27 protein-coding genes are annotated in these 26,987 nt (G+C 39.5%); 22 read left to right on the top strand and 5 right to left on the bottom strand.

What is annotated here, in order from left to right; translation table 11 throughout:
* Positions 1-32: 32 nt before the first annotated feature.
* Genes BN1082_RS20635 through BN1082_RS20600 form a run of 8 tightly spaced genes read left to right on the top strand, consistent with a single transcriptional unit; the run spans position 33 to position 5,066 of the window.
* Positions 33-548 carry a YqeG family HAD IIIA-type phosphatase gene (locus tag BN1082_RS20635; protein ID WP_090637666.1) on the top strand — a complete coding sequence of 172 codons (516 nt, stop codon included), beginning with the start codon at positions 33-35 and terminating at the stop codon, positions 546-548.
* A gap of 3 nt (positions 549-551) precedes the next feature.
* Positions 552-1,658, top strand: coding sequence for a ribosome biogenesis GTPase YqeH (gene yqeH / locus BN1082_RS20630; RefSeq protein ID WP_090637664.1), 1,107 nt, complete (start codon positions 552-554; stop codon positions 1,656-1,658).
* 27 nt (positions 1,659-1,685) lie between these two features.
* Entirely contained in the window at positions 1,686-2,519 is an 834-nt protein-coding gene (aroE, locus tag BN1082_RS20625) for a shikimate dehydrogenase (protein ID WP_090637663.1), read from the top strand.
* Positions 2,519-2,809, top strand: a complete 291-nt coding sequence (gene yhbY, locus BN1082_RS20620; RefSeq protein WP_090637661.1) for a ribosome assembly RNA-binding protein YhbY — start codon at positions 2,519-2,521, stop codon at positions 2,807-2,809. The genes aroE and yhbY overlap by 1 nt, the downstream gene beginning before the upstream one ends.
* Positions 2,810-2,835: 26 nt before the next feature.
* A complete protein-coding gene (locus tag BN1082_RS20615; protein WP_090637658.1) occupies positions 2,836-3,405 on the top strand; it encodes a nicotinate-nucleotide adenylyltransferase in 570 nt (189 codons plus the stop codon).
* Entirely contained in the window at positions 3,395-3,964 is a 570-nt protein-coding gene (gene yqeK, locus BN1082_RS20610; RefSeq protein ID WP_090637656.1) for a bis(5'-nucleosyl)-tetraphosphatase (symmetrical) YqeK, read from the top strand. Before BN1082_RS20615 ends, yqeK begins: the two co-directional genes overlap by 11 nt.
* A complete protein-coding gene (gene rsfS / locus BN1082_RS20605) occupies positions 3,964-4,323 on the top strand; it encodes a ribosome silencing factor (RefSeq protein ID WP_090637654.1) in 360 nt (119 codons plus the stop codon). The genes yqeK and rsfS overlap by 1 nt, the downstream gene beginning before the upstream one ends.
* Entirely contained in the window at positions 4,320-5,066 is a 747-nt protein-coding gene (locus BN1082_RS20600; protein WP_090637652.1) for a class I SAM-dependent DNA methyltransferase, read from the top strand. The genes rsfS and BN1082_RS20600 overlap by 4 nt, the downstream gene beginning before the upstream one ends.
* 80 nt (positions 5,067-5,146) lie before the next feature.
* Here the strand turns inward: BN1082_RS20600 and holA are convergent, their stop codons facing one another.
* Complete coding sequence (gene holA, locus BN1082_RS20595; protein ID WP_090637650.1) at positions 5,147-6,163, bottom strand: DNA polymerase III subunit delta; 1,017 nt, start codon at positions 6,161-6,163, stop codon at positions 5,147-5,149.
* A 300-nt stretch (positions 6,164-6,463) separates the two neighbouring features.
* Here holA and BN1082_RS20590 point away from each other — a divergent pair, with 300 nt between their 5' ends.
* Positions 6,464-6,598: a YqzM family protein gene (locus BN1082_RS20590; RefSeq protein ID WP_090637648.1), complete on the top strand. Its 135-nt coding sequence runs from the start codon at positions 6,464-6,466 to the stop codon at positions 6,596-6,598.
* A gap of 73 nt (positions 6,599-6,671) precedes the next feature.
* On the opposite strand, the gene BN1082_RS20585 is transcribed toward BN1082_RS20590, so the two are convergent.
* From BN1082_RS20585 to BN1082_RS20575, 3 genes are all read right to left on the bottom strand, one after another.
* Positions 6,672-8,999, bottom strand: coding sequence for a DNA internalization-related competence protein ComEC/Rec2 (locus BN1082_RS20585; RefSeq protein WP_090637646.1), 2,328 nt, complete (start codon positions 8,997-8,999; stop codon positions 6,672-6,674).
* A gap of 69 nt (positions 9,000-9,068) precedes the next feature.
* On the bottom strand, positions 9,069-9,530 hold the full coding sequence (locus tag BN1082_RS20580) for a ComE operon protein 2 (protein WP_090637644.1): 462 nt from the start codon (positions 9,528-9,530) through the stop codon (positions 9,069-9,071).
* A gap of 72 nt (positions 9,531-9,602) precedes the next feature.
* The gene (locus BN1082_RS20575; RefSeq protein ID WP_090637642.1) at positions 9,603-10,238 is read right to left on the bottom strand and encodes a helix-hairpin-helix domain-containing protein; all 636 of its coding nucleotides are present in this window, start codon (positions 10,236-10,238) and stop codon (positions 9,603-9,605) included.
* An 87-nt stretch (positions 10,239-10,325) separates the two neighbouring features.
* Between BN1082_RS20575 and comER the strand changes: the two genes are divergently transcribed.
* Positions 10,326-11,150 carry a late competence protein ComER gene (comER, locus tag BN1082_RS20570; protein WP_090637639.1) on the top strand — a complete coding sequence of 275 codons (825 nt, stop codon included), beginning with the start codon at positions 10,326-10,328 and terminating at the stop codon, positions 11,148-11,150.
* A gap of 108 nt (positions 11,151-11,258) precedes the next feature.
* Here the strand turns inward: comER and rpsT are convergent, their stop codons facing one another.
* Positions 11,259-11,519: a 30S ribosomal protein S20 gene (gene rpsT / locus BN1082_RS20565; protein ID WP_090637637.1), complete on the bottom strand. Its 261-nt coding sequence runs from the start codon at positions 11,517-11,519 to the stop codon at positions 11,259-11,261.
* A gap of 202 nt (positions 11,520-11,721) precedes the next feature.
* On the opposite strand from rpsT, the gene gpr reads away from it, so the two are divergent.
* From gpr to mtaB, 12 genes are all read left to right on the top strand, one after another.
* Entirely contained in the window at positions 11,722-12,846 is a 1,125-nt protein-coding gene (gpr, locus tag BN1082_RS20560; RefSeq protein WP_090637636.1) for a GPR endopeptidase, read from the top strand.
* Positions 12,847-13,381: 535 nt separating this feature from the next.
* Positions 13,382-14,590: a stage II sporulation protein P gene (spoIIP, locus tag BN1082_RS20555; RefSeq protein WP_090637634.1), complete on the top strand. Its 1,209-nt coding sequence runs from the start codon at positions 13,382-13,384 to the stop codon at positions 14,588-14,590.
* Between the two features lie 12 nt (positions 14,591-14,602).
* A complete protein-coding gene (locus BN1082_RS20550; RefSeq protein ID WP_090637632.1) occupies positions 14,603-14,923 on the top strand; it encodes a DUF3679 domain-containing protein in 321 nt (106 codons plus the stop codon).
* Positions 14,924-15,201: 278 nt separating this feature from the next.
* On the top strand, positions 15,202-17,037 hold the full coding sequence (gene lepA / locus BN1082_RS20545; protein ID WP_090637630.1) for a translation elongation factor 4: 1,836 nt from the start codon (positions 15,202-15,204) through the stop codon (positions 17,035-17,037).
* 309 nt (positions 17,038-17,346) lie between these two features.
* Entirely contained in the window at positions 17,347-18,483 is a 1,137-nt protein-coding gene (hemW, locus tag BN1082_RS20540; RefSeq protein ID WP_090637628.1) for a radical SAM family heme chaperone HemW, read from the top strand.
* A 150-nt stretch (positions 18,484-18,633) separates the two neighbouring features.
* Complete coding sequence (hrcA, locus tag BN1082_RS20535) at positions 18,634-19,665, top strand: heat-inducible transcriptional repressor HrcA (protein WP_090637626.1); 1,032 nt, start codon at positions 18,634-18,636, stop codon at positions 19,663-19,665.
* A gap of 319 nt (positions 19,666-19,984) precedes the next feature.
* Entirely contained in the window at positions 19,985-20,584 is a 600-nt protein-coding gene (gene grpE, locus BN1082_RS20530; protein WP_090637624.1) for a nucleotide exchange factor GrpE, read from the top strand.
* Between the two features lie 30 nt (positions 20,585-20,614).
* Entirely contained in the window at positions 20,615-22,447 is a 1,833-nt protein-coding gene (dnaK, locus tag BN1082_RS20525) for a molecular chaperone DnaK (protein WP_090637622.1), read from the top strand.
* Between the two features lie 122 nt (positions 22,448-22,569).
* Positions 22,570-23,703 carry a molecular chaperone DnaJ gene (dnaJ, locus tag BN1082_RS20520; RefSeq protein WP_090637620.1) on the top strand — a complete coding sequence of 378 codons (1,134 nt, stop codon included), beginning with the start codon at positions 22,570-22,572 and terminating at the stop codon, positions 23,701-23,703.
* A 17-nt stretch (positions 23,704-23,720) separates the two neighbouring features.
* Positions 23,721-24,662 carry a 50S ribosomal protein L11 methyltransferase gene (gene prmA, locus BN1082_RS20515; protein WP_090637618.1) on the top strand — a complete coding sequence of 314 codons (942 nt, stop codon included), beginning with the start codon at positions 23,721-23,723 and terminating at the stop codon, positions 24,660-24,662.
* A 104-nt stretch (positions 24,663-24,766) separates the two neighbouring features.
* Entirely contained in the window at positions 24,767-25,516 is a 750-nt protein-coding gene (locus tag BN1082_RS20510; RefSeq protein WP_090637616.1) for a 16S rRNA (uracil(1498)-N(3))-methyltransferase, read from the top strand.
* 7 nt (positions 25,517-25,523) lie between these two features.
* Entirely contained in the window at positions 25,524-26,888 is a 1,365-nt protein-coding gene (mtaB, locus tag BN1082_RS20505) for a tRNA (N(6)-L-threonylcarbamoyladenosine(37)-C(2))-methylthiotransferase MtaB (protein WP_090637614.1), read from the top strand.
* Positions 26,889-26,987: the final 99 nt, after the last annotated feature.

Below are 26,987 nucleotides of genomic sequence, written 5' to 3'. Positions count from 1 at the left end.
GCAATTCGAACAAATTGATGAGGTGTAACGTAGTGTTAAAGCATTTTCTTCCAAACGAACATGTAAAGAGTGTTTTGGATATAAATCCTGAAGAGTTGAAGGTAAAAGGCATTAAGGGAATTATCACGGATCTGGATAATACCCTTGTGGAATGGGATCGCCCAAATGCCACACCTCAGCTCATCAAGTGGTTTGATGAAATAAGAAAGCATCAAATTCTAGTGACAATCGTTTCTAATAATAATGAAGATCGTGTTAAGGCGTTTTCAGAGCCATTAAAAATCCCGTTTATTTTCCGGGCTCGGAAACCGATGACGGTTGCGTTTAACAAGGCGGTTGCACAAATGGGAATTCTTAAGGATGAATCGGTTGTAATTGGCGATCAATTATTAACGGATGTTTTAGGAGGAAACCGCAGTGGTTTTCATACGATTTTAGTTACACCTGTTGCGCAAACAGATGGGGCTGCAACTAAATTCAATCGCTTTATTGAACGAAGAATTTTAAATTGGTTTCGCAAAAAGGGTATGCTTCAATGGGAGGATTAATTTGTGAGTGAACATCAACATATTTGTATAGGCTGTGGAGTGAAAGTTCAAACCGAACACCCAAATGAATTGGGATATGCACCTCATTCCGCCTTAGAGAAAGAAACAATTATTTGTCAAAGATGCTTCCGGTTAAAGCATTATAACGAGGTTCAAGATGTCAGTTTAACTGATGATGACTTTTTAAGAATCTTAAACGAAATCGGTAAGACAGATGCACTAATTGTTATGATTGTGGACATATTTGATTTTAACGGAAGCTGGTTACCAGGAATTCACCGCTTTGTCGGTCAAAATAAAGTGCTGCTTGTTGGAAATAAGGTCGATTTATTACCTAAGTCTGTTAAACCGAATAAATTGATTCTCTGGATGAAGCAGGAGTCAAAGAAACTTGGATTATTGCCAGAAGAAGTGTTCCTAGTTAGTGCTGCTAAAGGGATGTATATCAAAGAAACAGCCGCTGCCATTGATGAGTATCGCAATGGGAAGGATGTTTATGTTGTTGGCTGTACTAATGTTGGGAAATCTACTTTTATAAACCGAATTATAAAGGAAGTGACTGGTGAAGGGGATGTCATTACGACCTCTCATTTTCCGGGAACGACCTTGGATATTATCAAAATACCGCTTGATGATGGCAAATCATTAATTGATTCTCCTGGTATCATTAATCATCATCAAATGGCCCACTTTGTTGATAAAAGAGACTTAAAGGTGATTACGCCAAAAAAGGAAATAAAGCCAAAAGTTTTTCAATTGAATGAAGGGCAAACCCTATTTTTCGGAGGATTAGCCCGCTTCGATTATGTAAGTGGTGGTAGAAGGTCATTTGTATGTTATGTTTCAAATGAAGTAAACATTCATCGGACCAAGACGGAAAATGCCTCGGAGCTTTATGAAAATCATGTTGGGGAAATGCTGACACCACCAAGGCAGGAACAGTTAGAAACATTTCCGGCACTTGTGAAACAAGAATTTACCGTAAGAGAAGCAAAAACAGATATCGTCTTTTCCGGACTAGGCTGGATTACCGTAAACGAACCGGGTGCAAAAGTCATTGCTTACGTGCCAAAGGGTGTTCAGACAATGATTCGAAAATCGTTAATATAAGATCTTTTCGGGGATGGGGAGAATCACGTGAAAAAATTATATGCAGTTTTGGGAGATCCAATTGGTCACTCCATGTCACCAATGATGCACAACGATTTATTTTCCTTTTATCAGATGGATGCATATTATTTTCCGTTTCAAGTGAAATCTGACGATTTAGAAGATGCCGTGAAGGGGTTAAAAGCCCTCGGTGTAGCAGGGTTTAATGTAACAGTGCCACACAAAAGCTCTATCATTCCCTTTTTGGATGAAGTCGATGATTTAGCCTTAAGGATTGGAGCTGTTAATACCGTCGTAAGGGAAGGAAAAAAACTAAAGGGCTACAATACAGATGGTCCAGGGTTTTTACAAGGACTGCAGCACGATATCCCTTCGTTATCGGAAGAAAAAGTATTGATAATTGGGGCTGGCGGGGCAGCCCGGGCGATTTATTTTACTATTGCAAAAAATAAACCATTAAAGGTAGATATTGCGAATCGTACAGTAGATAGGGCCATTAAACTCGTGGAAGATTGTCCGTTTCAAGTTTCTTCAAGAGCTATTTCGTTAGAAGAGGCGGAACTTATATTAAATGAGTATAGCCTAATTATTCAAACGACGATGATAGGGATGGCACCAAAGGTTTCCGAAAAGCCGCTTGGCCTAACCAATTTAAATAAACAAGCAATGGTTTGTGATATTATCTACAATCCATTAGAAACACAATTTTTACATGTAGCAAAACAAATAGGTGCCAAAATTCAAAATGGTCTCGATATGTTTGTCTACCAGGGAGCACTGGCTTTTGAAAAATGGACAGGGATTTTCCCGGATATTGAGAGAATGAAAAAGAATGTCTTACAACAACTTGGAGGGAAATAATGTTAACAGGTAAACAAAAAAGATTTTTACGATCAAAAGCACACCATCTTGATCCTATTTTTCAAGTAGGGAAGGGTGGCGTAAATGAAAACATGATTAAGCAAATTGCCGAAGCACTTGAGGCAAGAGAGTTATTCAAAGTGAGTGTGCTGCAAAACTGTGAAGAGGATAAAACGGTTGTTGCTGAAGAGCTTGCCGAAGGAACAGGTGCAGAAATTGTCCAAATCATCGGTAACACAATTGTCCTTTATAAGGAATCAGTCGAGAAGAAACAAATTAATCTTCCGTAAAAACTTTTAAAATGGAGGCCTTCATCATGAAAAAAGTCGGAATTCTAGGAGGGACATTTGATCCGCCGCATGTTGGACATCTCATCATTGCAAATGAAGTCCTTTCTGCGCTTAACCTTGATGAAATTTGGTTTATGCCAAACAGAGAGCCTCCTCATAAGAAGAAATCAGAAGCTATCAAAAATGAAGATCGATTGCAGATGATCGAATATGCGATTACAGGAAATGATTCCTTTAGGGTGGAACCAATAGAATTGCAGCGGGAAGGACCATCCTATACATTCGATACGATAAAAATACTACATGAGCAATATCCTGAACATCAATTTTTCTTTATCATCGGTGCAGACATGATTGAATATTTACCGAAATGGCATAAAATTGACGAACTTGTTAAGCTGGCCCAATTTGTCGGTGTAGAACGACCGTCCTACAGCCAGAAAACAAACTATCCTATTCTGTCTGTAGATGTACCGGCAATGGAAGTTTCCTCTAGTATGATCCGTGAAAGACTTAAAGTTGGAAAAACAGTTCGCTATTTATTGCCGGAAAACGTTATTCAATATATTGAGGAGAAGCAGTTATATGGAACGTGAAGCAGCTTTAAAGCTTGTAAAAGAACAATTAACTGAACACCGTTATCAGCATACGTTAGGGGTCATGGAAACAGCCATTTCCTTGGCGAATCAATATGGAGCCGATGTAAAGAAAGCGGAATTGGCAGCTATTTTCCATGATTATGCGAAATTTCGGCCAAAAGAAGAAATGAAGGAAATCATTGTTTCACAAGGTTTTCCAACAGATTTGCTTGACTACAATTCTGAGCTCTGGCATGCTCCAGTTGGGGCTTATCTGGTTGAAAAGGAAGCAGGCATCACCGATTCTGACGTTTTGGATGCGATCCGCTTTCACACTTCAGGCAGACCAGGTATGACCTTGCTTGAAAAAATCATCTATTTAGCTGATTATATCGAACCAGGAAGGCACTTCCCAGGTGTAGATGAAGTCAGAGACATGGCGAAGGAAAATTTAGATCGTGCCTTATTAAAAGCCGTACAAAATACCATTCTGTTTTTAATGAAAAAAAATCAGACAGTATATCCTGATTCGTTTTATACGTATAATGACTTAGTGAAAAATAGGGGGATTGATTAATGGATAACAATCAAGAATTACTTAAAATTACCGTAAAAGCAGCGGATGATAAACGCGCAGAAAACATACTGGCACTGAATATGACCGGGATTTCCTTAGTTGCGGACTACTTTATTATTTGCCACGGAAACTCAGATAAACAAGTACAGGCAATTGCTAGTGAAATGAAGGAAAAAGTGTTAGAGAATGGTTATCAAGTAAAAAGAGTCGAAGGCTATGAAGAAGCACGATGGGTATTATTAGATTTTGGGGATGTGGTCGCCCATGTCTTCCATCGTGAAGAACGAAGCTACTACAATTTAGAACGCTTATGGGGCGATGCTCCGGAAGTAGATGTGGTAAGTGAGTTACTTTCATGAGTTACGAACACTTTGCATACTTCTATGATGAACTCATGAAGGATGCCCCATATGATGAATGGGTTGAGTTTGTCAAAAACAGACTGAAAACCCACCATATTGATGGTGTTCGGTTACTTGACCTTGCATGTGGGACAGGAGAACTTTCGGTTCGATTTGCCAAAGAAGGTTTTGCTGTTACTGGAGTGGATTTGTCTTCGGATATGCTCTCGGTTGCCCAATCTAAGTCGGAAGGCGCAGGATTTCGGATTCCGTTTTATGAGCAAAATATGGCTGATTTAGAAGGTCAGGGACAATTTGATCTCATCGGTATTTTTTGTGATTCGTTGAATTATCTACAATCAGAGGAAGAGGTCGAGCAAACGTTTGCGGCTGTTTTTCAGCATTTGAAAATAGGCGGACTTTTTATTTTTGATGTCCATTCTATTTTTAAAATAACTCAGGTTTTCACGAATCAAACTTTTGCCCTGAATGATGAGCGTATATGTTATATATGGAATAGTTTCCCTGGAGAGTTTCCAAACAGTGTCGAGCATGAGCTTAGCTTTTTTCTGTTGGATGAAGGGACCGAGCAATATGACCGCATTGATGAACTGCATGTTCAAAGAACTTATCCGGTTGAGCAGTATACCAATTGGTTAAAGTCTGCAGGCTTCGAAGTGCTTGAGGTTAGTGCAGATTTTGCTACGACAGCCCCTCAAGCGGACTCGGAGCGAATCTTTTTTGTAGCGCGGAAGAAATAAATGAAAAGGCTCCCTAAAAAGTCACTGTCTCATGACTTTTTAGGGAGCCGTATTTATATCATCATTATTTTATTAAACTTCTAGCGTTTAAGCCGGAATAACAGCATTTCTACAAGAAGGGACTTATTCATACCGCCGGTTTTCATTTGGTAATCTGCTTCGGCTATTAGGCCCATTAAGTGGGATAACTCTTCATCCGTAAATTTACTCGCTTGTCCGGCTGCAAGCTTCACTCGAAAAGGGTGGGTTTTTAAATATGCAGCAATTTGCTGTTGCCCATAACCTCTTCTTGACAGTTCTTTCACTTGATAGATTAATCTGAATTGTCCAGCCAGTAGCGCCAAAATTTTAATAGGCTCTTCATTTTGTTTTAACAAATCGAAATAAATTCGCAATGCTTCATCAAGCTTACGCTGCACTACCTTTTCAATCAATGTAAAAATATTTTGTTCCAATGATTTTGAAACTAGTTTTTCCACCAAGTCGGTATCGATTTTCTTTTCACCGGCCGTATACAGAGCGAGCTTATCAAGTTCACTTGATATCAAGAACAAATTTGTTCCCACAAGGGTCATAAATTGTTCTAAAGCATTTGATTCAAATTCAATTCCGTTGCCTTTTGCCTTTTCCTTAATCCATCCTTTTAATTCAGGCTCGTTTAATTTCTTTGCTTCAACGGTTACAGCATTTCTCTTTATTTCTTTGGTGATTTTTTTCCGTTCATCAAGCTTTTCATATGGGGCCGATACGACTAGGACCGTATACGGTGCTGGCTCCTTTAAATAGTCTTCAAAACGAGATAGATTATGATCAACCTTTTCCTTGGATTTTTCTGCTGTTAAAAAAGAAGGATTATGTAAAAATATTACTTTCCTCTCCCCGAGAAAGGGGAAAGTTTCTGCATCTTCGATCGCCACCTCGATTGGAGTCTCCTCTAAATCGTAGACTGAGAAATTAAAATCCAGTTCTTCTTCATTTAGAATTTGTCGAAGAAGTAATTGCTTTGTCTCATTGATTAAAAATGCCTCGGTTCCATAAAATAAATAAATAGGAGCTATGTCCTTTTGTTTGATTTGTTTCCATATATCTAATACCATTTGTCCAGCGCTCCTCTAACCATCACTAATCTCTATCGTAATGAAGCTTGGACGATTTGACAAGTACTTAAAGGGAATTGGAATCCCTTTTAAACTTAGGACCCCCAATTCCCGATCTATTTGAACGCCTGCAATAGGAGCCCTAGGAAGTTCTATTGTCAGGCGGAGTTCCATGTTGTAATCTTAGTGTAGCCCATTCGTGACAAACTATTTTGACAACTCTTGTCAGAGAAGGAAAGTCAATCTGGATTTTTTTTAACATATAGCCTATACTATAGATGAAAATAGGGGGGATAAACTGTGAACGAATTTGAACAAAATGTGCAAAGTAAACGGAACGATGCGGTTGATTCTGGAGTAGGGTTTGGAGTTTCATTTCTTTTCTTTGCTGTCATGTTTATTATTGCAACAGTTATTAAGCTAATCGGATCCTAAAACACAAGTGTTACATAAAGAATGAATGGAGGCTGCTATGATGCAGCCTTTTGCTATTTGGAATTACCTTATCCTATGGTAAATAAGGAAAAAAGGTTCCTTTTTCTTGATAAAATCGATAGGTAATAGCCCCCTGCTGATCAGTTCGAAAAATTAATGTATTGGTTTTCTTCATTCTTTCTAGCACTTCTTGATGTGGATGACCGAAGTGATTTTTTTCTCCAACTGAGATTAGGGCAACCTTTGGCATGATCTGTTGAATAAAGCTCTCAGCGCTTGATGTTTTACTGCCATGATGGCCGGCTTTTAGGACATCAACCGTCAAATGGGGATATTTTTTGATGACGTTTTCTTCTCCTATTTGATCAAGGTCTCCTGCAGAAAACCAGGTGAGTCCTCCTACTTTTGCCAACAATGAGATAGACCCCCTGTTCCGCTCCCCCTTAAAAGTCTTTTCCGGCGATAGGATGTAAAAATAGGCATTGTCGCTTTTCCATTGGTCTCCTTCTGATACTTTGGAAACGGAAATCCCCTTTGTTTTCGCTTCCTCCATAATGAGACGCTCAGTTGGGGATATTTCAAGAACGTCTGGGAAGAGGATTTGTTTCACCTTTAATTCCTTTATTATGGAAATAGCGCCGCCAATATGGTCCATATCTCCATGAGTGAGAATTAATTTATCGATTGTTGTTATCCCTTTACCTTTTAAATACGGAACAACCACATCCCTTCCGACTTCAAATGGTTTAGTCCGCTTTCTCCACTGCTCTTCGTTAAAATTCATCACACCCCCTGTATCGATTAAATAATTCCCCTTACCATTTGGAAGATGAATAAGAATACAATCCCCTTGCCCTACATCAATCATTGTCACTTCTCCAAATGGATTGAAAAAGTTCCAGCCTGCTTGAAAGCTAAATAAAAAGAAAGATAAAAGAAGAAGATGCTCTACCTTTTTTGAATAGTGGCCAGCTTCCCAAATTAGAAAAATGGCCATGATAACCAGGACATAGAGGATGAGGAACAAGCCATTTGGTCTACCGGGAATAAAATGGGCGAAGGGAAGGTTGGCAAGTTGTTCAATTAAATGGTTAGAAAGATAAATGATTTTTGTAAAAACATCAAGAATAATTTCTGGTGTTTTTCCAAAGATAAGCTGAGCCAAAAATAATATATATAAACCTGGAAGATATAAAAAAGAAAAAAGCGGAATATAAAGTAGATTTGCTACGGTACTGATCAAGGAAATTTCAAAGTAATGATACAGTAATATGGGGAATGCTGCTAATTGGGCAATGATGGATGTAACGATCATTCGGCTACTATTTTTTTGATATTGCTTCAAAATAGAGGGGGCAGACAAGATAATTCCCAAACTGACGGAGAAGGAAAGCTGAAAACCTACATCATATAAAACAAATGGTGCAAAGAGCAAATAAAGCATAAACGCCAAGCTAATTGCATCAATCGGAAAAAGTTTTATGTTCTTTTTCCATTTAACAGTTATTAAAATGAGGAAAATCATCAATGAAGCGCGAATCACTGATGACGAGGCCCCTGTTAGAATGACGTAAATCGGCAAAATCATAAGAAGAAAATTGGTCATAAACTGTCTCGTCAATCCGATTCGAATGCCGATATAAAAAACCATTCCCACTAGTAGGGAAACATGAAGTCCTGATATCGCTAGAAGGTGGACGATACCTGACTTTTGGTAATCGTTAAGTAAATCTGGAGAAAGTAAGCTTCTATCACCAAATATCAAGGCGGCAGACAGGGAAGCAATTTCAGGCGGGAAATGATGTTCGAGGTATTGAATTCCTGAAAAACGGACTTGTTTTAACATGGTTAAAAAAGAAGGTTTGTTAGGAGAACAAGCTTGAAGTGGACTTTCTTGAGATTCTACCATCCAAAAGATTTGTTTCGTCACTAAATAGTTTCGGTAATTAAATCCATTTGGATTTTTGGCGATCGCTGGTTTTGCAAGTGTACCGGCCACTTTACATACACACCCGTAAAAGTCTTTATTTTTTAATACATTTTTTTCTGACTCTGATTTTAGTTTATACCGGACTAGTAACTTTTCTTTGTAACGGGTATCGGTCGCCATGACTTGTAGGAGGTCACCATCGATTTTTGCGTCTTGACTATATTCTAAAGAAAAATGAGTGGCTGACTCGGGAATGATCGTGTGATTTTTGCTAACAGCTTTGTGGCCAGTAAGGAAAAATAGGAAGATGGCACCAATAACCAATAGCAAATGAAATTTTTTAAATTGCTTGAATGTAAATAAAAAGAAGAGATAAAGTAGGGATAAAAAGGAAAAGAGAATCCAAGAGGATAAGGAACAAAGAATACCCAAAAAGGCGGCAATAGCGAGGTAAAACATTTTTCCATTCATTATTTTCTACTCCAGTTTTGAATATTTTGTTTCAAAACGCCGGACCTAACCGACGTTTTGAAAGTTACATTATTGACTGATTTGCCGAAAATCAATCGTTTTATCGATTAATTCCACCTTTTCCACCTTCACGTTGGCTTGCTCAAAAAGTTCAATCGCATAGGGATGATTTTTATAGTCTTGAGCAAAGTACACCGTTTTAATGCCTGCTTGGATAATGGCTTTGCAGCATTGCAGACAAGGGAAATGGGTGACATAAATTTCTGCTCCATCAGTTGGAACACCAAACTTGGCGCATTGCAAGAGTGCATTTATTTCTGCATGAATCGTTCTCACACAATGATTGTCGATAACGTAACAGCCCTCATCAATACAATGATCCCCACCGGCAATGGAGCCATTGTAACCACCGGCAATAATCCGTTTGTCTCGAACAATCGTTGCTCCGACCGAAAGCCTAGTACACGTACTTCTTAGGGCGAGCAAATGGCTTTGTGCCATATAATATTGATCCCACGATAATCGTTCCATTCTCTCCCACTCCCTCAAAAATGATTCCATTTCAAGTGTAAAGGGGATAAGACTAAAAGGTCAAATAAAGATTTAATGAACAGCAATTAAGTCTTTTAACTTTTCAAATGTTTTTTCGCCAATTCCGCTAATATTTTTCAAATCCTCAACCGTATTAAAGGGACCGCTTTTGTCCCTATAGGCAATAATCGCTGCGGCCTTCGCTGACCCAATACCGGGTAGAGTTTGCAGCTGGCTTGCGTCAGCTTTATTAATATTGATTTTTTCCTGATTCGAACTCGTACTCCCGGGTGTTGCAGAGGCATTACTCGTTCCTGCTTCAACAGCTGAGCTCTCCTCACCCTTGGCAGGGATGTAAATGACCATTTCATCCTGAACATGCTCAGCGAAGTTCACCTTGTTTTCATCTGCTGTTTCAGTTGGCCCGCCCGCTCTTGTGATTAGATCTCCTACTCTCTCCCCCTTACTCGATTCATAAACACCGGGGTGTTTTACCTGCCCCTTTACATCCACAATGATCTTTTCCGACGGTTGTTTCGTGTCTTTTTCTTTTTTTCCAGCTTCCGAAGAAAGCTGATTTTCAACTCCATCTATTTTGGGGCTGGCTATGGTGACAGGGTTATAAAAGTAAACATAATAAATACCTGCTAAAGCAATCAATCCTGCTGCAACGAGATGCATTTTATGTGCAATCATCCAGTCTTTCATAAAGATCCATCCTTTCTAAAGGTATATTTTACTAATGATTTTCATATTGTTATAAGAGAATCTTGCAGATGGAGGAGGGTCGAAACAATGAAAATAGGGGTCATCGGGACCGGAAATATGGGGACAATTTTAGTGGAAGCTTTAATTGACAGTAAGGCCATTTCCCCTTCTTCAATGATGATTACTAACCGAACGATAGCGAAAGCCATGCTGCTTAAAGATAAATATAAGGAAATTAAGGTTGGGGAAAGTGCAAGAACGGTTGCAGCTCAATCTGATTTGGTGGTTATTTGTGTTAAACCGTTGGAAGTGATAAAGGTACTTGACCAAATAGAACCTCATTTAAATAAGGAAAAATGTCTTATTTCTATTACAAGTCCAATCAGTACAAGCAAGATTGAAGACAAAGTATCCTGTTCAGTCGTCCGTGTCATCCCAAGCATCACCAATCGCGCCTTTGCCGGTGTTTCATTAATAACGTTTGGAGATCGTTGTCTTGATGTTTGGAGGAAAAAGGTAGGTAAACTAATGGCGGAAATCTCAGTACCTGTCCATATTGAGGAGAATGTAACAAGAGTTGCATCCGATATCGTGAGCTGCGGGCCTGCCTTTTTTAGTTATTTACTGCAAAGCTTTATATCAGCAGCCGTAAAGGAAACATCTATCGATCAAAAAACGGCCACCATATTAGCCAGCGAAATGATAGTAGGTCTAGGCGAGCTGCTAAAGCAAGGACATTATACCTTGCCGTCATTGCAGGAAAAGGTTTGTGTAAAAGGCGGTATAACGGGTGAAGGGATAAAGGTTTTGGAAAAAGAGGTAGGAGGCGTTTTTGAGCACCTTTTTCAAGCAACCCACGCAAAGTTCAATGAAGACTTAGAAAAAGTAGAAGGGCAATTTTCTAATCATTAATTCGACAAAAATACCGAAATTCCTTCTATATATTTTAAAAAACGTCTAAAAAAAGCACGTAAAAAAACGATTCCAGTTAAAGGAATCGTTTTTTCGTGCGCTTTTTTATTATAGCGAATTTGCTTTTTTCATTAGACGTGATTTTTTACGGGCAGCAGCGTTCTTGTGGATTAATCCTTTTGCAGCAGCCTTGTCTAATTTACTTGAAGCAACAACCATTGCTTCTTTCGTAGCAACAGCATCATTAGTTGTAACCGCAGCTTCAACTTTTTTCACAGCAGTACGCATTGAAGATTTAGCAGTTGTATTTTGAGCAGTACGAACTTCGCTTGTCTTTACACGCTTAATTGAAGATTTAATGTTAGGCATTACGTTCACCTCCTACAAAGAATCGAGACTATATGAACTCGACTTAACATTCATCATAAATAATTCAGAACAAGAGATATTTTATCAAACCGAAAGCTTATTTGCAATACAGAATTGCAAAGCATAAGAAGAATGAGCTGCATGTTTTCATGATGGTAGGGGAAAATAGGAAATAAATTCTATTTCAATTGGAGTGAAGTTTATGACGGAGTCTATTGATTTGAGTAAATATTCTGTTCGAACAGATTTAGCGATTGAAGCTAGGGAAATGGTATTAGGAGATCGTACAGGAACAGTTGGGCAGGAGGAAAACCTATCGCAAATTGAGGGCGTTGTGATCAAAGAAAAAGATGTTGATGATATAAAAATTTCTTTAGTAGAGGTAACGAAAGAGGGAGAAAAACAGCTGGGAAAAAAAGCGGGGCGTTATTTAACGGTTGAAGTGCAGGGGATTCGTGGTCAAGACACGGAGATGCAGCATAAAGTAGAGCAAATTTTTGCTCATGAATTCTTTCATTTTTTAGAGGAATCCGGCATTAAGAAAACACACTCCTGTCTCGTTGTGGGACTGGGAAACTGGAATGTTACCCCTGACTCACTTGGTCCAATGGTTTGCGAGAATTTATTAATAACTCGCCATTTATTCCAGCTTCAACCGGAAAATGTCGAAGAAGGCTACCGTTCTGTCAGTGCTCTTTCTCCAGGGGTAATGGGACTGACGGGGATTGAGACAAGCGATATTATTTTTGGGGTTGTTGAAAAATCAAAACCTGATTTTGTCATTGCCATCGATGCTTTGGCTTCACGATCGATTGAGCGAGTGAATTCAACGATTCAAATTTCGGATACGGGGATTCATCCGGGGTCAGGTGTCGGCAATAAAAGAAAGGAGTTAAGTCGAGAGACATTAGGAATACCGGTCATCGCCATCGGAGTTCCGACAGTGGTCGATGCTGTTTCGATCACAAGCGATACGATCGACTTCATTTTAAAGCATTTTGGGAAAGAGCTAAGAGAAGGCGATCGGCCGTCAAGAGCGCTCGCTCCTGCAGGAATGAACTTTGGAGAGCGACGAAAACTGATGGATGAGGATTTGCCAGGGGAAAAGCAACGCAAGACATTTTTGGGTATAATTGGTACATTATCAGAAGATGAAAAAAGAAAGCTCATTTACGAAGTATTATCTCCGCTTGGACATAATTTAATGGTTACTCCAAAAGAAGTAGATGTCTTTATCGAAGATATGGCAAACTTGCTAGCGAATGGTTTAAATGCATCGCTTCACGGTGCGGTTGATCAAGGGAATACCGGGTATTATACGAAATAGGGTGGAGTTGTGAGTTGAGTTTAATTAAAAGCGCATCAGATTGAGAAATTAGAGAAAATGGGCATATCAAAATCAAAAATAATAGAGAGGTGAAATCATTTTTGGTTTTATTTGCCCTAAATCGAAAGAGAAAACGAAAATGGTCAAATTAACGGGTTTAATTTGACCGTAATCGAGAGAGAAAACGGAAACCGGTCAAATTAACCGGTTTAATTTGCCCGAAATCGAGAGAGAAAACGGAAACCGGTCAAATTAACGGGTTTAATTTGACCGAAATCGAAATAGAAAGCGGAAACCGGTCAGATTAACCGGTTTAATTTGCCCGAAATCGAAAGAGAAAACGAACATTAGTCAAATTAACTGGTTTAATTTTTCCAAAATCGATAAAGAAAAGCAGAAACAGGCGCATTAAAAAGCTTCAACCCAACCGAAATCAAAAACATAAAACTTATGCCATAAACAATTATAAATATTGGTTCTATCAATTCTAGCATAATCATAAGATTTACTAGAATCGAATTTGCGAGGTGGGACCATGAAAAACACTAGAATACCAGGGATGTTTATGGTTGTCCAAGGGACGACAGTACTGAAAATGAGCGGGATGTTAACCTTGTTTTTAGTGCTTGTTTTTTCTATTAGTGGGCTATTAACCTCTTTAAATCCCCAATATAGACTCATGTCTACTTCTGTTAATGAAGCTGCTACAAATATAAATGGAAAACTGCTTTATCAGTTAATGGGATGGGAAAATCATCACTTTTTAACGGTCGATAAAACCTTGACTGACACCCAGAATTTGGGCGAAGTGATGTTTAAGCTGGCAAGTAATATTAATTTAAATGACCCTAGAACCCTTTTAGGAAGAGAACTGCCGGGATTTTATCAATTTGATGGGAAAATTGTCGTTGCTGGTGAAGGGACAAAATATACGAACATGCCAATTGAATCTGCCCCTCCATTAGAAATTATGAAGGCAGAAAAGGAAGCGTCTTTGCAGAATCTTGCAGGAATCGATCAACAAACTGGAACCAAATCACCTACAGCGCCATCTGGGCAAACAACCGGTGGACGTCAAGTTGTTTATGTTTATTTTACTCATAATCGGGAATCCTATTTACCGTATCTACAAGGTGTCACCGACCCTGACTCCGCCTACCATTCCCAAATCAATGTGACCAAGATCGGTGACCAATTAAAAACTAGTCTTGAAGAGAGAGGCATCGGGACATATATTGATAAAACGGATATCCAAGCGAACTTAAATAAAAAAGGTTTAAGTTATGATGATTCTTATAAAGAATCACGCTCCGTTGTGCAAACAGCAATGACTTCCAACCGTGATTTGCAATATTTATTTGATATCCATCGTGATTCACAACGCAAAGATACAACAACCATTACCATCAACGGGCAACCCTATGCAAGGCTTGACTTTGTTATCGGAGGTAAAAATCCAAACTATGAAAAGAATCAAAAATTGGCGATTGAACTCCATAATCTTTTTGAGAAAAAGTATAAGGGTTTAAGCAGGGGGGTATTGGTAAAGAATTTTGCTACTTCGAATAGTGTTTATAATCAAAATCTATCAGATAAGGCAATTTTAATTGAATTCGGCGGTGTTGATAATACCTTTGAAGAGTTAAATCGCTCCGCAGAAGCTCTCGCCAATGTTTTTAGCGAATATTATTGGCAGGCAGAGAAAGTAAATAAAGATGCTGAACAAGGAACGAATAAACAATAGGGAGCATAATATATGAAAATATTTTTGCTAAAATGTTTAGGATTAGTTTCGATTATGTTCATATCGGTTTTAGTAGGAATGCAGATGGCAAATGACGGAATTCATAAAATGAATGACAATACCGCTGTCGACTTTCAAAATGCTGTCACGATCAATAAAAAAGACCAACAGGTAATAAGCAAAGGGAATGACACCACGAGCCATAACCTAGAATCAAAGAAAAAGCAGCTTGAGGAGATTAATGCATTTAATTTTTTTTCCATGATGGGAAAGACAATGTCTGATGGAATTACGAAATCATCTGAAGTGTTGATTAAAAAAATCATACCATAAGAGGGGGAGGATGCTCCGAGAGTCAGACTCTTTGTGTCATCCTCCTTTTAAAATAGGTTGTGTTAAAGGTCATTGTTGATTTTTGAAACTATGTTGATTGGAGCGGAAGGCGCGAGACTCCTGTGGGGTCTCCCCGGAACGCCCGCGGAAAGCGAAGCGCCTGAAGCGCAAATCAACAGGCAAGTTTAACACAGCCTTAAAATAAAATTGAATCTTGATTCTCCTGCTGATATAATCAAAAATAGTGTACATGTGCGAGTATAGTAGGAGTGAACGACATGAACAAAGAAGAAAGACGCAAACGACAATCAAAAATAAGAAATTTTTCCATTATTGCTCATATTGACCACGGGAAATCAACTTTGGCTGACCGTATATTGGAGAAGACCCAGGCATTATCTTCACGGGAAATGAAGGATCAGCTGTTGGATTCCATGGATCTTGAACGGGAACGCGGGATTACGATAAAGTTAAATGCTGTCCAATTAAAATATAATGCAAAAGATGGGGAAGAATATACTTTTCATTTAATCGATACACCAGGACACGTCGATTTTACGTATGAGGTATCAAGAAGCCTTGCTGCTTGCGAAGGAGCGATTTTAGTCGTTGATGCTGCGCAGGGAATTGAAGCACAGACACTGGCGAACGTTTATCTCGCCCTTGATAACAATCTCGAAATATTACCAGTGATCAACAAAATCGACCTGCCAAGTGCGGACCCGGAAAGAGTTCGAAATGAAATTGAAGAGATTATCGGTTTAGATGCCTCAGAAGCTGTATTAGCTTCGGCTAAAGCGGGAATCGGAATTGAAGAAATACTTGAACAAGTGGTTGAAAAAGTACCGGCTCCAACCGGAGACCCAGAAGCGCCTTTAAAAGCGTTGATTTTCGACTCGTTATATGATGCTTACCGCGGAGTTGTTGCCTATATCCGCGTTGTTGAGGGAACCGTTAAAGTCGGGGACAAAATCAAAATGATGGCAACAGGTGCAGAATTTGAAGTAAATGAAGTAGGAGTGTTTACTCCAAAAGAAGTAAAGCGTGATGAGCTTTCAGTTGGTGACGTTGGATTTTTAACTGCATCGATTAAAAATGTCGGCGACACTCGTGTGGGTGATACCATCACCAATGCTAAGAATGGTGCTGAAGAGCCGCTTCCTGGCTATCGAAAGCTAAATCCAATGGTTTATTGTGGACTTTATCCTATCGATACAAATAGATTTAATGATTTGCGTGAAGCGCTAGAAAAACTTCAATTAAATGACTCTGCGCTACAATTCGAACCGGAAACTTCCCAAGCTCTTGGTTTTGGTTTCCGCTGTGGCTTTTTAGGACTTCTTCATATGGAAATCATTCAAGAACGTATTGAGCGGGAGTTCAAAATTGATTTAATTACAACAGCACCGAGCGTTATTTATCAGGTTCATATGACGGACGGGACACAAATAAATGTCGATAACCCATCAGACATGCCGGACCCGCAAAAGATTGACCGTGTCGAAGAACCGTATGTAAAGGCTACAATGATGGCTCCAAATGATTATGTAGGGGCCATTATGGAGCTCTGTCAGCTAAAACGCGGGATATTTATTGATATGCAATACTTAGATGAAAACCGCGTCAGCATTGTTTATGAAGTTCCGCTGGCGGAAATCGTCTATGACTTTTTCGACCAATTGAAGTCAAGCACAAGGGGCTATGCTTCCTTTGACTACGAACTTATAGGCTATAAACCATCGAAATTGGTGAAAATGGATATCTTGTTAAATGCCGAAAAAGTCGATGCTTTAAGCTTTATTGTTCATAAGGATTTTGCCTATGAACGTGGAAAAATCATCGTTGAAAAGCTGAAGGAACTCATTCCAAGGCAGCAATTTGAAGTGCCTGTCCAGGCTGCGATTGGTACGAAAATTGTGGCTCGTTCCTCCATCAAAGCAATGCGTAAAAACGTGTTAGCTAAATGTTATGGCGGCGATATCTCACGTAAACGTAAATTGTTGGAGAAACAAAAAGAAGGTAAAAAACGGATGAAACAGGTCGGTTCGGTTGAGGTACCGCAGGAAGCGTTTATGGCTGTCCTAAAAATGGACGATAATACTCCAAAAAAATAATGACGAGCAGGAGGTTAGGAGAAACCCCAGTTAGGGAAATCCTGCCTCTTTTTCTTATAAAAAGATTATGTTAAAGCTAATGTTGTTTTTGCCACTAGGTTGATTGGAGCGGAAGGCGCGAGATCCTCGAAAATGCTATCGCATTTCCTTCGTGCGGTGTAGATTCGAAGGAGCTGATTCAACGTCCTGCGGGAGTACGGGGCAGTGGAGACCCCACAGGCGCTTAAGCGCCGAGGAGGCTCCACGAACCGCCTGGAGTGGAAAATCAACAGACAAGTTTAACAGCCTATAAAAAAGGGAAGTGAACATATGATAAAAGCTGCCTATCTTCACATACCATTTTGTGAACATATTTGCCATTACTGTGATTTTAACAAAGTGTTTTTAAAGGGACAGCCCGTCGATGAATATATACAAGCTCTAGAGAAGGAGATTCAGATGACCCTGAATCAATATCCAGCCTCCCAATTTGAAACCATCTTTGTCGGTGGTGGTACTCCCACTTCCTTAAGTGAACAGCAGCTTTACAACTTTTGTCAGAGCATTCATAAGCATTTACCCATGAGTGAAAATGTGGAATTTACATTTGAAGCGAACCCGGGAGATTTAACGATGGGAAAATTACAAATATTAAGGGAAGCTGGTGTGAACCGCATTAGCCTTGGCGTCCAAACCTTTAATGAAGAATTATTAAAAAAAATTGGCCGTGTTCATCGTGCCGAAGACGTTTTTCAATCAGTAGATAATGCCAAAAAGGTGGGCTTTAAAAACATCAGTATTGACTTAATCTTTAGTTTGCCGACACAGACAATTGACGATTTTAAAGAGTCGTTAATCGAGGCATTTTCACTGGATATCCAGCACTATTCCGCTTATTCACTCATCATTGAACCAAAGACTGTGTTTTATAACTTGTTACAAAAGGGCAAGCTTCCGACTCCCGGTGAAGATACAGAAGCGGCCATGTATGAATTGTTAATGGAGGAAATGGACAAACATGGCTTCGAACAGTATGAAATAAGCAATTTTGCTAAGCCCGGCTTTGAAAGCAAGCACAACCTTACGTATTGGAACAATGATTATTATTATGGCTTCGGTGCAGGGGCACACAGCTATGTGAATGGCTGGAGAAGATCCAATACCGGGCCATTGAATAAATATATTGGGCAAATTCAAAAAGGAGAGCTTCCTATCTTCCATGAGCATCAAGTAACAAAAGTAGAACAGATGGAAGAAGAAATGTTTTTAGGACTGAGGAAAACGGATGGGGTTTCTATTGCAAGATTTATTGAAAAGTTTGGGAAGGACCCTTTGCTGTTATTTAAAAACGAAATGGTCGAATTGATAAATAAAAAATGGCTGGAAGTAAATCAAGAAAGGATTTATTTAACAAAAGCAGGCCGGCTTTTAGGAAATGAAGTATTTCAAGCCTTTTTAGTTCATTAAAATATTTATACCCCAAAATGATCCAGCTCCAGACGCACAGAGACATCTGAACGTCTGGAGCTTTTCTTGTTGACACCATCCCTCCTTTTTTGATAATTTATTAATAGAATTAGCACTCGATAACAATGAGTGCTAACAGAGGTGATAAATGTGTTAACAGATCGTCAATTGTTGATTCTTCAAGTAATTGTTGATGATTTTATTCGATCTGCACAGCCTGTTGGATCAAGGAGCTTGTCGAAAAAAGAGGAAATATCGTTTAGTTCGGCAACCATTCGTAATGAAATGGCCGACCTTGAAGAGTTGGGATATATTGAAAAGACTCATACCTCCTCAGGGCGTGTTCCGTCGGAAAAAGGATATCGTTACTATGTTGATCATTTACTCGCGCCTCAAACATTAAATCAGCAAGATATTTCAATTCTTCAATCGATTTTTGCTGAAAAAATATTTGAGTTTGAAAAAATAATCCAAAAATCGGCCAGGATTTTGTCTGAATTAACGAATTATACCTCGATCGTCCTTGGACCGGCTGCAAGTGTAAATAAATTAAAAAAGATTCAGATCATTCCATTGAATAAAGAGACAGCAGTAGCCATTTTTGTTACGGATACTGGACATGTCGAAAATAGAACCATATACTTGCCTGCTGCCATTAATGCCAGTGATTTGGAGAAAACAGTCAATATTTTAAACGAGCGTCTAACGGGTGTTCCGCTTCAGATTTTACACGATAAAATCTATAAGGAAGTCGCCATGCTGTTAAAGCAGCATATTCATAACTATGACTTTATCCTTCACTCGATTGCCGACTCCTTCAAGCTTTCAGCGAACGAAAAGTTATTCTTTGGCGGAAAAACAAATATGCTCAGCCAACCGGAATTTCATGACGTTTCTAAAATCCGCGAGTTAATGACCATGATTGACCATGAAGAATGGCTCTATCATTTGATCAGGATGGATTCCGCAGGGATTAATGTGAAAATTGGCAGAGAAAACGAAAATAGTGCCATGGAAAATTGTAGCTTAATCTCGGCTACTTATTCGGTTGGCGCTGAAAAATTAGGGACGATTGCCATCCTTGGTCCTACAAGAATGGAATATTCGCGAGTGATAAGTTTACTCCAATTTATAAGCAATGATTTGACTGCGGTATTAACTAAGCTGTATCAAAATAATTAGTGCTGGAAATATTGAAAAGGGTGGAACATTTCTGTATTCACCCTTTCTAAGAATTTTTTAAATAGATAAGAATGTTTAAAAATTGACTTCGAGAATTGTCTAGCTCCATAAGAGTAAGCTTCGAAAGCGATACTTCGCACGCCGAAAAACGTGAGGTTTTCAGCGGAGGCGCCATCGGCTCGAGGTCACAAGCCAATCCGTCCAAAAGGTTAAAAAGCACCCTTTCGGCCGGCTCGTCTTGCACTTGTAGCCGATAGGAGGGCGCCTTGCGCTTTTCTTGTGATAAATGTAGATTAATTCCTTAAGGGAGGTGAGTAAGTTGACAGATGAAAAAAATAATGCCGTGAATGAGGAAGTTGATTTGCAAAATGAAGAAGCTGCCGTTGAACTTACTGAGGAAGAGATGGCAGATACAGTATTTGCTGAAGAAGAAACATCTTCTGGAAATGTAAAATTAAGCGAGGAACTTTTTCAGGAAATTGAATCGCTTAAAAATAAAATTGAAGAGTCAGAAAACCGTTATCTCCGTTTACAGGCTGACTTTGATAATTTCCGTCGCCGTACGAGATTGGATATCGAGGCGAACGAAAAATATAGAGCACAAAAATTAATTTCTGAATTATTGCCAGCCATCGACAATTTTGAAAGAGCATTGAAAATGGACGCAGAAAATGAGCAAACAAAGTCTCTGCTCCAAGGTATGGATATGGTTTATCGAAGTTTGCTAGACGCTATGAAAAATGAAGGTGTTGAACCTATTGAGGCAGTTGGACATGAGTTTAACCCACATCATCATCAAGCTGTCATGCAAGCTGAAGATGAAAACTTCGGTTCCAATATTGTGGTGGAAGAATTTCAAAAGGGTTATATTTTAAAAGACCGAGTCATTCGACCATCTATGGTAAAAGTAAATCAATAAGTCTACATAATTTTTTAGGAGGAAAAGTCAATGAGTAAAATTATTGGTATTGACCTTGGTACAACTAACTCATGTGTTTCTGTACTAGAAGGCGGAGAACCAAAAGTAATTCCAAATCCAGAAGGGAATCGTACAACTCCTTCCGTTGTTGCCTTTAAAAATGGCGAACGCCAAGTAGGGGAAGTGGCAAAACGCCAGGCCATAACTAACCCAAACACCATTATCTCAATTAAACGACATATGGGAACAGATTATAAGGTAGAAATTGAAGGAAAAAAATATACTCCACAAGAGATTTCGGCTATTATCCTTCAACATTTAAAATCTTATGCCGAAGATTATTTAGGAGAGCCGGTAACGAAGGCGGTTATTACTGTTCCTGCCTACTTTAATGATGCTGAGCGTCAAGCGACAAAGGATGCAGGTAAAATTGCCGGACTTGAAGTGGAACGGATTATTAACGAGCCAACAGCAGCTGCTCTTGCTTATGGTTTGGATAAAACAGATCAAGATCAAACGATTCTTGTTTACGATCTTGGCGGCGGTACTTTTGACGTATCGATCCTTGAGCTTGGGGATGGTGTATTTGAAGTAAAAGCAACTGCCGGTGATAATCGCCTTGGCGGAGATGACTTTGACCAAGTGATTATTGATTATTTAGTGGATCAATTCAAAAAGGAAAACGGTATTGACCTTTCTCAAGATAAAATGGCATTGCAGCGTCTAAAGGATGCGGCAGAAAAAGCGAAAAAAGATCTATCAGGTGTCATGTCAACGCAAATTTCATTGCCATTTATCACTGCAGGTGCAGCAGGTCCGCTTCACCTTGAAGTAACGTTATCAAGAGCTAAATTTGACGAAATCTCAGCACATCTTGTTGAACGGACCATGGGACCAACTCGTCAAGCACTTAGTGATGCAGGCTTATCTCCATCAGAAATTGATAAAGTTATCCTTGTTGGTGGTTCAACTCGGATTCCTGCTGTTCAGGAAGCCATTAAAAAAGCAACTGCCCAAGAGCCTCATCGCGGTGTTAACCCTGATGAAGTAGTCGCAATGGGAGCTGCCATTCAAGGCGGTGTCATTACTGGTGATGTTAAGGATGTCGTATTACTTGACGTTACACCACTTTCACTTGGAATTGAAACAATGGGCGGCGTCTTTACAAAACTAATTGACCGTAACACAACTATTCCAACATCTAAATCACAAGTGTTCTCAACTGCTGCGGACAGCCAAACGGCTGTTGACATCCATGTCCTTCAAGGGGAACGGCCAATGGCAGCAAATAATAAAACATTAGGAAGATTCCAATTATCCGATATTCCACCTGCACCACGTGGAATTCCGCAAATTGAAGTTACTTTTGATATCGATAAAAACGGTATTGTAAATGTTCGTGCTAAAGATTTAGGCACAAATAAAGAACAGCAAATTACAATTAAATCCTCAACAGGTCTTTCAGATGAAGAAATTCAAAAAATGGTGAGAGAAGCTGAGGATAATGCTGATGCAGATAAACAGCGTAAGGAAGAAGTAGAACTTCGTAATGAAGCTGATCAGCTTGTCTTTACAACAGAAAAAACATTAAAAGATCTTGAAGGAAAAGTAGATGCTGCTGAGGTTGCAAAAGCAAATGAAGCTAAAGATGCTCTAAAACAAGCGATCGAGAAAAATGATCTTGCCGAAATCCGTGCGAAAAAGGATGCATTGCAAGAAATTGTTCAGAATTTAACGGTTAAGTTATATGAGGAAGCGGCGAAGCAGGCACAAGGCCAGCAAGGTCAACCGGGTGCAGGTACAACTGGCAAAGATGATAATGTTGTTGATGCAGAATTTGAAGAAGTTAAAGACGATAAATAATTTGGGCTGAAACAACATAAAAAAAGCCAAAGTCAATTCCAAGACTTTGGCTTTTCTTCTTGCAAGAGTCTTCTAGTAGGTGTTACAATAATCTTTATGTGAATGATTCGGGAGTGGTAATCATGAGTAAACGGGATTACTATGAAGTGCTTGGTTTAAGCAAAAGCGCTTCTAAGGATGAGATAAAAAAAGCCTATCGTAAGCTCTCTAAACAATATCATCCTGATATTAATAAAGAGCCGGATGCGGCGGAAAAGTTCAAAGAAATAGCAGAAGCAAATGAAGTGTTAAGTGACGACCAGAAAAAGGCGCATTATGATCAGTTTGGTCATACAGATCCAAACCAAGGCTTTGGTGGTTTTGGCGGTGGCGGAGATTTTGGCGGCTTTGGCGGCTTTGAGGATATTTTCAATACGTTCTTTGGCGGCGGTGGAGGAAGAAGAAGAGACCCAAATGCCCCACGACAAGGAGCTGACCTCCAATATACTATGACTGTTTCATTTGAAGAAGCAGCCTTTGGAAAAGAAACAGATATTGAAATCCCACGCGAAGAAACCTGCGGTACATGTAACGGTTCTGGTGCAAAGCCTGGGACAAATCCCGAGACCTGTAAACACTGTCATGGAACAGGTCAATTAAACGTTGAACAAAATACTCCATTTGGTAGAATTGTTAATCGCAAAACATGTCATCACTGTAACGGAACAGGAAAAGAGATTAAAAATAAATGTTCAACCTGTGGCGGTTTCGGAAAGGTAAAGAATCGTAAAAAAATTCATGTAAAAATCCCTGCTGGTATTGATGATGGCCAACAGCTTAGAATGGCTGGCCAAGGTGAAGCGGGAACAAACGGCGGCCCTGCTGGTGACCTATATGTTGTCTTTCATGTCCGTCCACACGAATTTTTTGAAAGAGATGGCGATGATGTCTATTGCGAAATGCCAATAACGTTTGTCCAGGCAACATTGGGTGATGAAATCGAGGTTCCAACATTGCATGGTAAAGTGAAACTGAAGATTCCTGTCGGCACACAAACGGGTACAAAATTCCGTTTGAAAGGGAAAGGAATACCTAATGTACGCGGCTATGGTGTTGGTGACCAGCATATTCAAGTTAGAGTGTTAACCCCTACAAAGCTTACGGATAAACAAAAAAATCTCTTACGTGAATTTGCTGAAATTAGTGGTAATGCACCGCTTGGAGATCATGAGGAAAGCTTTTTTTCAAAAGTAAAACGGGCCTTTAAAGGCGAGTAAGGATTGGAGTTGGTAGAATGAAATGGTCTGAAATCAGTATCCACACAACGAACGAGGCAATTGAACCCATTTCGAATATCTTACATGAAGCTGGGGCAAGCGGAGTAGTTATTGAAGATCCCTTTGAACTCACAAAAGAAAGAGAAGATCAATTTGGGGAAATCTACCAACTCAATCCGGGTGATTATCCGGAGGAAGGCGTAATTGTTAAAGCGTATCTTCCGGTTAACAGCTTCTTAGGTGAAACGGTAGAAGCCATTAAAGATTCTATTAATAATTTAATTATTTATGATATTGATCTCGGTAAAAACAAGGTTTCCATTAGTGAAGTCCATGAAGAAGAATGGGCAACTGCTTGGAAAAAGTATTATAATCCGGTGAAAATCTCCGAGAAATTTACGATTGTACCTACATGGGAGATTTATACCCCTGTTAGCAGTGATGAATTAATCATCGAGTTAGATCCAGGGATGGCATTTGGGACAGGAACACACCCCACCACGGTTATGTGTATTCAAGCCCTTGAAAGAACCATCCACCGCGGCGATCATGTTATTGATGTTGGCACAGGCTCAGGAGTTTTGAGCATTGCTGCGGCGATGCTTGGAGCACAGGATATTCATGCATACGACCTTGATGAAGTCGCGGTGACAACGGCCAAATTAAATATTAAGCTAAACAAAGTAAACGATGTCGTGACGGTTTCTCAAAATAACCTTCTAGATGGTGTGGAGGAAAATTCCGCTGATGTCGTTGTTGCGAATATTTTAGCTGAAGTGATTTTAAGATTTACAACTGATGTTGCTCGCGTCGTTAAACGAGGAGGTTCTTTTATAGCATCGGGTATTATCCACCAGAAAAAGGACTTAGTAAAAGACGCATTGATTGATGTTGGCTTTGAAATCGCCGAAACAATTGTTATGGAAGATTGGGTTGCAATTATTGCAAAAAGATTATAATTGATAAAAAAGGGGGGGATTGAAACCCCTTTTTTACATTGATTTTCTTTTAGCAAATATTTTAGTAAAATAAAGAGTAAAATGTTTTAAAGAGGGTGCATCGTGTGCAACGCTACTTTGTTAACAAACCGGCAAAAGACGAACGTTTCTATATTGATACTGAAGATCGTCACCACATCGTTAAGGTCTTGCGTATGCAAATTGGTGATCAGATAATATGTGTGGACCCTGAAGGGAAATCTGCTGTCTGTAGGATTGCAGAATTTACCGATGAACAAGTCGTTGCAGACGTTGTACAATGGAAAGAAGTTGTTTCCGAACTGCCGATTACCGTCACGGTTGCAAGCGGACTGCCCAAGGGAGACAAGCTTGAATGGATCATTCAAAAAGGAACTGAACTTGGGGCACATGAGTTTATTCCTTTTACCGCCCATCGTTCGGTTGTGAAGTGGGACGAAAAAAAAGCAGGGAAGAAGATAGAGAGATGGCAAAAGATTGCTAAAGAAGCTGCTGAACAATCCCATCGTTCCTTTTTACCTGAAGTGGTCAGCCCTGTTAGCTTTAAAAATCTTCTGGAAAAAAGCCAGAACTATTCGTATAAATTGGTAGCATTCGAAGAGGAGAGTAAAAATGGAGAAACCTCCCGTTTTGCCTCGACTTTGAAACAAATCCAAAAAGGTGAGTCCCTACTTGTGGTCTTTGGACCTGAAGGAGGATTAACCGAAGAAGAGGTTCAGCAATTAAAAAAGCATGACTTTGTTCTCTGCGGCTTAGGCCCGAGGATATTAAGAACAGAAACCGCTCCATTGTATACTTTGGCGGCGATTTCTTATCATTTTGAATTATTGAGGTGAAATTATAATGCCAACAGTCGCATTTCATACACTCGGATGTAAAGTAAATCATTATGAAACTGAAGCAATCTGGCAGCTGTTTAAGCAAGAAGGCTATGAACGTGTTGAATATGAATCGATTTCAGATGTATATGTTATTAATACCTGCACAGTAACAAATACTGGGGATAAAAAAAGTCGTCAGGTCATTAGGCGAGCAGTCCGGAAAAATCCCGACGCTGTTATTTGTGTAACTGGCTGTTATGCACAAACATCTCCGGCGGAAATTATGGCGATTCCCGGTGTTGATATTGTTGTCGGCACACAGGACCGCGTTAAAATGCTAGACTATATCGAGCAATATAAAAAAGAACGCCAGCCGATTAATGGTGTACGGAATATTATGAAAAACCGCGTTTACGAAGAGCTAGATGTTCCAGCGTTTACTGACAGAACACGCGCATCTTTAAAAATTCAAGAGGGTTGTAATAATTTCTGTACATTTTGTATAATCCCGTGGGCTCGAGGACTAATGAGATCGCGTGATCCGAAGGAAGTTATTCACCAAGCGCAGCAATTAGTGGATGCAGGGTATAAAGAAATTGTCCTAACCGGAATTCACACCGGCGGATATGGAGAAGACATGAAGGATTATAATCTTGCCATGCTGCTCCGTGATTTAGAGGCGGAGGTAAAAGGTCTGGAACGGCTTCGAATTTCTTCTATTGAAGCAAGCCAAATTACTGATGAAGTTATTGAAGTCATTAAACATTCCAATATTGTTGTTCGCCATTTGCATATTCCTATTCAATCTGGTTCCAACTCTGTTTTGAAAAGGATGCGCCGAAAGTATACAATGGAATTCTTTGGAGAAAGACTTGAACGCCTTAAAGAAGTGCTGCCAGGACTCGCAGTTACTTCGGATGTGATCGTTGGTTTTCCTGGTGAAACAGAAGAAGAATTTATGGAGACCTATAATTTTATAAAGGAACATAAATTCTCAGAACTTCATGTATTCCCATATTCAAAACGGACAGGTACACCTGCTGCCAGAATGGAAGATCAAATTGATGAAGAAGTTAAAAACGAGCGTGTCCATCGCTTGATTTCTCTATCAGATCAATTAGCGAAGGAATACGCAGCACAATTTGAAAATGAAGTGTTAGAAATTATTCCCGAAGAGGAATTTACAGAAGAAGGGAAAAGCGGTTTACTTGCCGGCTACACCGATAACTATTTAAGAGTCGTTTTTCCTGGTACTGAAGATCTATTGGGCAAAATAGTAAAAGTCAAAATTTGCAAAGCCGGCTACCCTTACAACGAGGGGCAATTTGTCAGGGTAATGGATGATACAAAAAAAGACCTATTTACGAAGGAAGAAGCTGTTATTTAAGGACCTAAAAATAAAGGTCCTTTTTTTATTTTTTGTGGGTATGCTATCCTTTAGCAGCAACTTTTTTTCTTGCAACTACGTAGGTAGAAAGGAGCGTTT

It is taken from the genome of Neobacillus massiliamazoniensis (genome assembly GCF_001048695.1).
Lineage (GTDB): Bacteria > Bacillota > Bacilli > Bacillales > Cytobacillaceae > Neobacillus > Neobacillus massiliamazoniensis.
Note: the sequence above shows the minus strand (reverse complement) of the source record. Positions and strands in the feature narration are given on the sequence as shown.